The organism is Planktothricoides sp. SR001, from assembly GCF_001276715.1.
Taxonomy (GTDB): Bacteria; Cyanobacteriota; Cyanobacteriia; order Cyanobacteriales; family Laspinemataceae; genus Planktothricoides; species Planktothricoides raciborskii.
Genome location: NZ_LIUQ01000034.1, coordinates 1 through 8423, shown reverse-complemented (window position 1 = coordinate 8423; position 8423 = coordinate 1). Strand labels below are relative to the sequence as shown.

The window sequence follows — 8423 nt, the reverse complement described above, 5'->3', positions numbered from 1 at the left end:
TGCAAGAGGCCCAACAGGCTTTGGCTTTGCAAGAAAATGGCCCGCGTCCCGAAACCATTACTCAAGCAGAAGCGGAGGTGAACGAAGCCCTGGGACAATTGCGCGAGGTGGAAGTTCAGCTAGAAGATACGATTATTCGGGCGCCGTTTTCTGGGCAAATTACCCAAAGATATGCCACGGAGGGCGCGTTTGTGACGCCAACGACTTCCGCTTCCAGTGCGGGTCAAGCTACTTCTACTTCTATTGTCGCTTTGGCTAGAGGATTAGAAATTTTGGGGAAAGTCCCGGAAGCGGATATTACGCAAATTCAGCCCGGTCAACGGGTGGAAATTGTGGCGGATGCTTACCCTGACCAAGTTTTTACAGGTAAAGTGCGTTTGATTGCTCCAGAAGCAATTAAAGAACAAGATGTGACTTTATTTGAAGTTCGGGTTGATATTGACTCAGGTTTCGAGGAATTGCGATCGGGAATGAATGTGGATGTGACGTTTTTAGGAGATGAATTGAAAAATGCTTTAGTCGTGCCTACGGTGGCAATTGTCACCAATAAAGGTGAAACTGGGGTGTTAGTTCCTAATGAGAAAAATGAAGCGGTCTTTCGTCCTGTCACCATTGGCCCGACGATTGGCAATGATATTCAAATTCTCAGTGGTTTGGAGTCAGGCGATCGCGTCTTTGTCGGTCTTCCCCCCGGCCAAAAATTAGAAGATATTTTGAAAAATGAGGATTAATTTTAAATGAATTTAGTAGAAACTATTGAAATGGCCGCTAAAACTTTGATGTTAAATAAACTCCGCAGCGGCTTAACTATGTTAGGCATTATTATTGGCAATGCGTCGGTGATTGCTACTATTGGCATTGGGGAAGGCGCCCAACAATTTGTCAGTCAACAAGTGCAGGGACTTGGCAATAATTTATTATTTGTGGAACCGGGCAGTCCCAAGGCGCGAAATCGCCCTGTGGTGATTCCCCAAACTTTGGTGCTAGAAGATGCAGAAGCGATCGCTTCTCAAGTGCCATCGGTGAAACAAGTTGCCCCCCAAATTAATGGCAGTGAACGAGTCACTTATCGCAGTGAAAATTTTTCTGCCCGATTAGTGGGAACTACGCCAGAATTTCTCACGGTGCGTAATTTTGATATCGCCCAAGGTCGCTTTTTTAATCACCTAGATTTACAGCGGTATCAAGCGGTGGCAGTGCTTGGTTCAGACGTAGCTAAAATATTATTTAATGAGCAAAATTCTTTGGGTCAAAGTATTAGAATAAAAAACCGTTCTTTTGCGGTGATTGGGGTGATGCAATCCAAAGGAGCCACTTTTACCAGCAATCAAGATGAAACGGTGTTTTTACCTTTGACCACAATGGCTCAACAAATTTCTGGGAGTTCATCGATTTACGGCACCAAGATTAGTTTTATTTCTATTTCTGTACATAGGTTAGAAGACCTAAGTAAAGCGCAATTTCAGATAGAAAATTTGTTACGTTTGCGCCATAAAATTGTTGATGAAGATGATTTTTTTGTCCGCAATCAGCAGGAGTTGGAAAATATTACTGGGGCGGTGACTGGGGCTTTAACGATGGTCTTAGGATTGGTCGCCAGTATTTCCCTTTTGGTGGGGGGAATTGGGATTATGAATATTATGCTGGTGGCGGTAAGAGAACGCACCCAGGAAATTGGTCTGCGAAAGGCGATCGGGGCTTCCCAAAAAGATATTTTATTCCAGTTTACCGCTGAAGCGATTATTTTATCCCTTTCTGGTGGTTTGATTGGTATTGCGATCGGGGTGGGTTTAATCTTAATTATCAGTTTATTGTCTCCGTTTGAAGCGGGTTTTTCTTTAATAGCGATTACGGTTTCTACGGCTATTTCTGGGGCGATCGGCTTATTTTTTGGCATTGTTCCTGCCCAGCAAGCGGCTAAATTAGATCCGATTGTGGCTTTGCGGGCAACGGATTAAATTTTTTGCGATCTTGTAATAGTTTTACCACAGAGGCACAGAGAATCACAGAGAGCAACAGCCCCTAACATTCGTAGAGTGGGCATGCATATTTTACCCAACTTACCATATATGATGGTGAATTTTTGCCCACTCTACAATATAAATACTTATTGTCGCATAAATTTTTGTAAATGGTATTACAATAGACAAGACAATCACTCTAGAAAATCACTTATGACTGGATTTCGTGTGGGCATCGCTGGCCCTGTAGGTTCAGGAAAAACTGCATTATTAGAAGCGTTATGTAAGACATTGCGCGATCGCTATCAAATTGCTGTGGTGACAAACGATATTTATACCCAAGAAGATGCTCAATTTTTGGTTCGTTCTCAAGCATTACCACCGGAAAGGATCGTGGGGGTAGAAACCGGAGGTTGTCCCCATACAGCGATTAGAGAAGATGCATCGATGAATTTAGCCGCCGTTGAACAGCTTGAACAACTTTTTGGAGATTTAGACTTAGTGTTTGTGGAAAGTGGGGGCGACAACTTAGCCGCTACTTTTAGTCCCGAATTAGTAGATTTAACCATCTATGTAATTGATGTGGCAGCGGGAGATAAAATTCCTCGCAAGGGCGGGCCGGGAATTACTAAATCTGATTTATTAGTGATTAATAAAATCGACTTAGCGGCTTTCGTGGGTGCAGATTTAACCGTGATGGAACGAGATGCTAAAAAAATGCGGGGCGATCGACCTTTCGTCTTTACAAATCTCAAACAACACGAAGGATTAGCCAAAGTGAAAGAATTTATAGAGTTTCATCTCACCTAGCATCTCACCTAGGTAGAAAATAAGGGGTTAAATCTGCCAAAAACTCAAAATGTATTTTAAGATACATTTTTTTATAATCCCCGATCTTAAGATAGCTGTCTCAATATTTATCTATAGATAAATAGAGATCAATATTGATCTCTATTTATCTATATGACTGAATTCGGTGAGGGTAAGTAAAGTAATTATGGCAAAAATTATGACAAAATTAGGGCGACGGAAATTTTTGCTCTACAGTTCGGCAGCCTTGGGAAGCAGTCTGTTACTGAAATCCTGTTCTAGCACCGAGACGACATCTACAACCGCAGGAAATAGTGGCGATCGCATCAAAGTGGGAATTCTCCACTCCCTCAGTGGCACAATGGCTATTAGTGAAACCACGGTCAAAGAAGCAGAACTATTAGCTATCAAAGAGATTAATCAAGCGGGCGGAGTTCTCGGCAAGCAAATTGAACCGATTATTGAAGATGGGGCTTCTGATTGGCCAACTTTTGCCGAAAAAGCACAAAAACTGATCGATCAAGACAAAGTAACTACCGTCTTTGGCTGTTGGACTTCTGCCAGCCGTAAAGCGGTTAAAGATGTCTTTGAAGCCAAAGATCATATGCTTTGGTATCCCGTACAATATGAAGGTCAAGAATGTTCTAAAAATATTTTCTACACAGGTGCAGCGCCTAACCAACAGATTGAGCCAGCGGTTGATTGGCTGCTACAAAATAAAGGCAAAAAATTCTTTTTAGTTGGGTCTGACTACGTTTTCCCCCGCACCGCGAACACAATTATTAAAGAGCAACTTAAAGTCAAAGGTGGGGAAACCGTTGGGGAAGATTATCTGCCCCTGGGAAATGCCGAAGTCACACCAATTATCACCAAAATTAAGCAAGCTTTACCCGATGGGGGGGTGATTTTTAATAGTCTGAATGGGGATAGTAATGTTGCCTTCTTCAAACAAATGCAAGGGGCGGGATTAACGGCGGATAAATATCCCGTGATGTCCGTGAGTATTGGCGAAGAAGAAGTCCGACAAATTGGTAAAGAATTTCTCGTCGGTCATTATGCTTCTTGGAACTATTTTATGACCGTAGATAGTCCGGCCAATAAAAAATTTGTCGAAGCTTTTAAAGCGGAATACGGACAAGATCGCGTCACCAACGATCCAATGGAAGCCGCCTATATTATGGTTTACCTTTGGAAACAAGCGGTAGAACAAGCGGGAACTGCTGACGATTTAAATAAGGTACGGGCGGCGGCAATTGGTCAAACGTTTGATGCCCCAGAAGGGCAGGTCAAAATGTATCCCAATCATCACATCTCTAAAACCGTGCGAATTGGTCAAGTGAGAAATGATGGTCTATTTGATATTGTTTGGTCAACGGATGCCCCGGTCGATCCAGTTCCCTGGAATCAATATGTCCCGACAACCAAAGGTTATGGCTGTGACTGGACCGATCCCAATAAGGGAGAAAAGTACAAGATTTAAGTATTAAAATATTTTAATCACGGGTTTTTATAGTTTGGAAACCCGTGATTAACCGAGAAATTTTAATTGGTAAAAATTCTTTTTCCGGGGACATTTTTTGTGGCCGCTTGTCGGTTAACGGTTAATGCTTCCCACGGCGATGAAGAAATTTTATCCAATTAGCCGCTTCAGTAAATTTCTACTAACGGATTATGTTTCAACTGTTAGAAGGCTTGTTTAACGGGATTAGTATTGGTTCAGTTTTATTAATTGCCGCGTTAGGATTAGCGATTGTTTTTGGTCTGATGGGCGTGATTAATCTCGCCCACGGAGAGTTAATGATGTTAGGCGCCTATACAACTTTTGTGGTGCAAAATGTCTTTAAATTATTAGGCGAACCCTGGTTTAACCTGTATATTTTGTTCGCTGTGCCTTTATCATTTATTCTGGCCGCTGGGGTGGGATGGCTGTTAGAAAAAGGTGTGATTCGTTATCTCTATGGTCGCCCCCTAGAAACTTTATTGGCTACTTGGGGAGTTAGCCTGATTTTGCAGCAATTTGTCCGCAGTGTCAGTTGGGGATTTTTGATCGTAATTGTCGAGTTTTGTCTGCTGTTTTTTGGGGGAATTTGGCTTTTGATTCGTCGCCCAAATTGGCAGAAAATTCGCCAATGGGCGATCGCTACTCTGTTGCCGATTTCTTTAGGACTAGCCATTGGTACGGGAAGCCTTTTGGGGAAAATTCCCCAAACCGCCGGATTAATTAAGCCTTGGTTTAGTGCGAGAAATGTTGATGTGACTGCCCCTGCATGGTTAAGAGGTGGCTTGCCTATTGGGAATTTTCAACTGCCCTATAGCCGGATTTTTATTATTGTTTTAACCACGATTTGTTTGGTGGGAATTTATTGGTTTTTAAATCGGTCTAGTTGGGGATTGAGAATTCGGGCTGTTACTCAAAATCGCAGTATGAGTTCCTGTTTAGGCATTCCCACGGCCCAAGTTGATGCCCTGACTTTTGCGATCGGTTCGGGATTAGCGGGAATTGCTGGATGCGCGATTACTTTACTCGGTTCTGTGGGTCCAAATACGGGACAAAACTACATTATCGATACTTTTATGGTGGTGGTAGTAGGTGGAGTTGGTAATCTTCTGGGGACAATTTTGGCCGCTTTAGCGATTGGAATTTTGAGTTATTTGATTGGTTCAGGAACTTTTGCCTTATTGTTAACTCCCGTGGAGTTTTTCCAGCCTGTCACCGATTTCTTTACCTTCTTTGCTAGTACCAGTATGGCAAAGGTGATGATATTTGCCCTGATTATTGCTTTTTTACAGGTGAAACCTTCGGGCATTTTTGCCCAAAAAGGACGCACTGCTGAAGGATAAATGATTAAATTATGAATGTAGAACTTGCAAGTGAACCGAGAAGTCAACGGAAAAAACAACAGCAAAAACTGTTGATCGAAGGGGGCATTATTCTGGCGATCGCGCTACTTTTGGGGGTGATTATGCCCGCGCTGCTGCCGGTGTTTCGTCTCAAGTTGTTAGGCCGATTTTTATCCCTATCTATTGTGGCGATCGGCATCGATTTGATTTGGGGTTATACCGGACTCCTCAGCTTAGGACATGGGATATTTTTTTCCCTCGGTGGTTATGCCTTGGCGATGCATCTCCAGTTACAATTACCGGAAGGAGAACTGCCAGAGTTTTTTACCCTTTATGGAGTGGAAAAGCTGCCTTGGTTTTGGCAACCTTTTTATTCATTTCCCTTTACCATTGTGGGGATAGTTTTAATTCCAGCGATCGCGGCTGGACTAATCGGATATTTAGTTTTTCGCAACCGGATTAAAGGTGTTTACTTTTCCATTTTAACCCAAGCCGCGTTGTTAGTCTTCTTTAACTTTTTTAATGGTCAGCAAAAGCTAATCAACGGCACCAATGGCCTCAAAACCGATACGGAAACTATCTTTGGGATGCTGGCAGGTTCCGAGAAAGCCCAATTGCTCTTTTATCAATTCACGATTTTGGCTCTTGCCATCACTTATTTGCTCTGTCGTTGGCTGACCAGCGGACGATTTGGCCGCTTATTAATTGCCATTCGCGATGATGAAACGCGGGTGCGGTTTTCTGGTTACGATCCCACCGGATTTAAGGTATTAGTTTTAGCAATTTCTGGGGGAATTGCTGGAGTTGCTGGAGCACTTTATACGGTACAAAGTGGCATTATTACCCCCAGTTTTATGGATGTGGCGTTTTCTATTGAAATGGTGATTTGGGTGGCGGTTGGCGGCAGATCAACCTTAATCGGCGCTATTATTGGCACCTTATTAGTGCGATTAGGTCGGACTTTTTTGAGCGAACAATTTCCCGAAATTTGGCTATTTTTCCAAGGGGCATTATTTTTGCTGGTGGTGACAGCTTTGCCCAATGGCATTGTGGGATGGTGGCAAAATTCAGGTATCAATCAAGTGCGATCGCTTTTAGGCTTGCGTAAACAACTGATCACTTATCCTTATTTGGAAGAAGATCCAGAAATCCAAAAAGAAAAGGAAGAAATTAATAAACATGACCGCAGCTAAAATCTTAGAAATTGAAAATTTAACCGTAAACTTTGACGGTTTTAAAGCCCTCAACCAGTTAAATTTTAGCATGGACACCGGGGAGTTACGGGTGATTATTGGGCCGAATGGTGCCGGAAAAACCACTTTTCTCGATGTAATTACCGGAAAAGTTCAACCCACCGAGGGCAAAGTCTTATTTGCAGGGCGAAATTTACGCCGGATTCCCGAATATAAAATTGCTCGCTTGGGCATTGGGCGTAAATTTCAAACACCCAGAGTCTATCTAAATTTAACAGTTCAAGAAAATTTAGATTTAGTCTGTAATCGCCATAAAAATGTATTCTCTACCCTCCTGGGTCGGGTTGCGGTTTCTGAACGGCAAAAAGTGGGCAGCTTATTAGAAACCGTTGGCTTAACAGCGAAAGCTAACTTACAAGCAGCATTACTTTCCCACGGGGAAAAACAACGGTTAGAAATTGGGATGTTAGTCGCCCAATCACCGGATTTATTATTAGTTGATGAACCTGTGGCTGGATTAACCGATGAAGAGACGGAAAATGTCGGGTCATTATTATTAGCTTTGGCCGAAAGTCATTCGATTATTGTGATTGAACATGATATGGAGTTTGTCCGGCAAATTGCCCGCCAGGTGACGGTTCTACACCAGGGTTCAGTGTTGTGTGAAGGCAATATTCAACAAGTTCAAAACGATCCTCGCGTGATCGAAGTCTATCTCGGAAATTCCGAAGCAAATGAACCACACTCTGCCCCCCATTAATCGTCAACAAAAATTATCAGCATGAGGATAAATTAATGAATAAAACTGATTCTTTGTCTGAATCTCAACCGGCTTATCAATCTGAGTATCAAAGTGTGTTAAAAATCTCTGACTTAAATGTCTATTATGGAGAAAGCCATATTTTACGCCAGGTTGATTTAAGTGTTTTTTCAGAAGAAATGGTCTGTTTAATTGGCCGGAATGGAGTGGGAAAAACAACCTTACTCAAAACTATTATGGGTTTACTTAATCCGCGCAGTGGCAGCATGGCATTTATAGGCAAACCCCTGAATAAATTAGCCACCCATGAACGGGCAAAGTTAGGGATTAGTTATGTTCCCCAAGGGAGAGAAATTATCCCTCGCTTGACTGTTGAAGAAAATCTATTATTAGGGTTTGAAGCCCGCCCCCAAGGTCGAACCACTAAAGATAAGATACCTGAAGAAATCTTTAGTTTGTTTCCCGTGTTAAAAACTATGTTACATCGCATGGGAGGGGATTTAAGTGGCGGACAACAGCAACAATTAGCGATCGCACGGGCTTTAATTAGTAAACCGAAATTACTGATTTTAGATGAACCCACCGAGGGAATTCAACCATCAATTATTTTAGAAATTGAAGCGGCAGTGCGGCAGATTATTAAAACTACGGGAATTTCTGTCTTATTAGTTGAACAGCATTTACATTTTGTCCGGCAAGCCGATCGCTATTACGCCATGCAAAAAGGGGGAATTGTGGCCTCTGGGCCAACCAGTGACCTTTCTCAAGAAATTATCCAGAAATTTTTAGCTGTGTAAGCCTAAATTGGGCTAAACTTTGCTAAAATAATCAGCTAATTATAGTAGTTATTTAATCTAT

General features: G+C 42.3%; 8 protein-coding genes. All 8 read left to right on the top strand.

The genetic code is table 11. The features are described 5' to 3' along the window. Positions 1–731 (top strand): efflux RND transporter periplasmic adaptor subunit (locus AM228_RS18600; RefSeq protein WP_156331895.1); only part of this gene is annotated, 731 nt, incomplete at its 5' end. Positions 732–737: 6 nt separating this feature from the next. Beyond that, positions 738–1958, top strand: coding sequence for an ABC transporter permease (locus AM228_RS18595; RefSeq protein WP_054468000.1), 1221 nt, complete (start codon positions 738–740; stop codon positions 1956–1958). Positions 1959–2174: 216 nt separating this feature from the next. Further along, positions 2175–2771 carry an urease accessory protein UreG gene (ureG, locus tag AM228_RS18590; RefSeq protein WP_054467998.1) on the top strand — a complete coding sequence of 199 codons (597 nt, stop codon included), beginning with the start codon at positions 2175–2177 and terminating at the stop codon, positions 2769–2771. Positions 2772–2970: 199 nt separating this feature from the next. Continuing rightward, the gene (urtA, locus tag AM228_RS18585; protein WP_054468081.1) at positions 2971–4251 is read left to right on the top strand and encodes an urea ABC transporter substrate-binding protein; all 1281 of its coding nucleotides are present in this window, start codon (positions 2971–2973) and stop codon (positions 4249–4251) included. A gap of 191 nt (positions 4252–4442) precedes the next feature. After that, positions 4443–5612, top strand: coding sequence for an urea ABC transporter permease subunit UrtB (urtB, locus tag AM228_RS18580; RefSeq protein ID WP_054467996.1), 1170 nt, complete (start codon positions 4443–4445; stop codon positions 5610–5612). Between the two features lie 11 nt (positions 5613–5623). After that, positions 5624–6805 carry an urea ABC transporter permease subunit UrtC gene (urtC, locus tag AM228_RS18575; RefSeq protein WP_054467994.1) on the top strand — a complete coding sequence of 394 codons (1182 nt, stop codon included), beginning with the start codon at positions 5624–5626 and terminating at the stop codon, positions 6803–6805. After that, the gene (gene urtD, locus AM228_RS18570) at positions 6792–7565 is read left to right on the top strand and encodes an urea ABC transporter ATP-binding protein UrtD (protein WP_054467992.1); all 774 of its coding nucleotides are present in this window, start codon (positions 6792–6794) and stop codon (positions 7563–7565) included. Before urtC ends, urtD begins: the two co-directional genes overlap by 14 nt. A 95-nt stretch (positions 7566–7660) precedes the next feature. After that, a complete protein-coding gene (gene urtE, locus AM228_RS18565; protein ID WP_369817773.1) occupies positions 7661–8362 on the top strand; it encodes an urea ABC transporter ATP-binding subunit UrtE in 702 nt (233 codons plus the stop codon). Positions 8363–8423 lie beyond the last annotated feature (61 nt).

Coding starts and splice junctions, on each gene's coding strand:
- AM228_RS18595 (WP_054468000.1), top strand. CDS start 738: ATGAATTTAGTAGAAACTATTGAAATGGCCGCTAAAACTTTGATGTTA.
- ureG (WP_054467998.1), top strand. CDS start 2,175: ATGACTGGATTTCGTGTGGGCATCGCTGGCCCTGTAGGTTCAGGAAAA.
- urtA (WP_054468081.1), top strand. CDS start 2,971: ATGACAAAATTAGGGCGACGGAAATTTTTGCTCTACAGTTCGGCAGCC.
- urtB (WP_054467996.1), top strand. CDS start 4,443: ATGTTTCAACTGTTAGAAGGCTTGTTTAACGGGATTAGTATTGGTTCA.
- urtC (WP_054467994.1), top strand. CDS start 5,624: ATGAATGTAGAACTTGCAAGTGAACCGAGAAGTCAACGGAAAAAACAA.
- urtD (WP_054467992.1), top strand. CDS start 6,792: ATGACCGCAGCTAAAATCTTAGAAATTGAAAATTTAACCGTAAACTTT.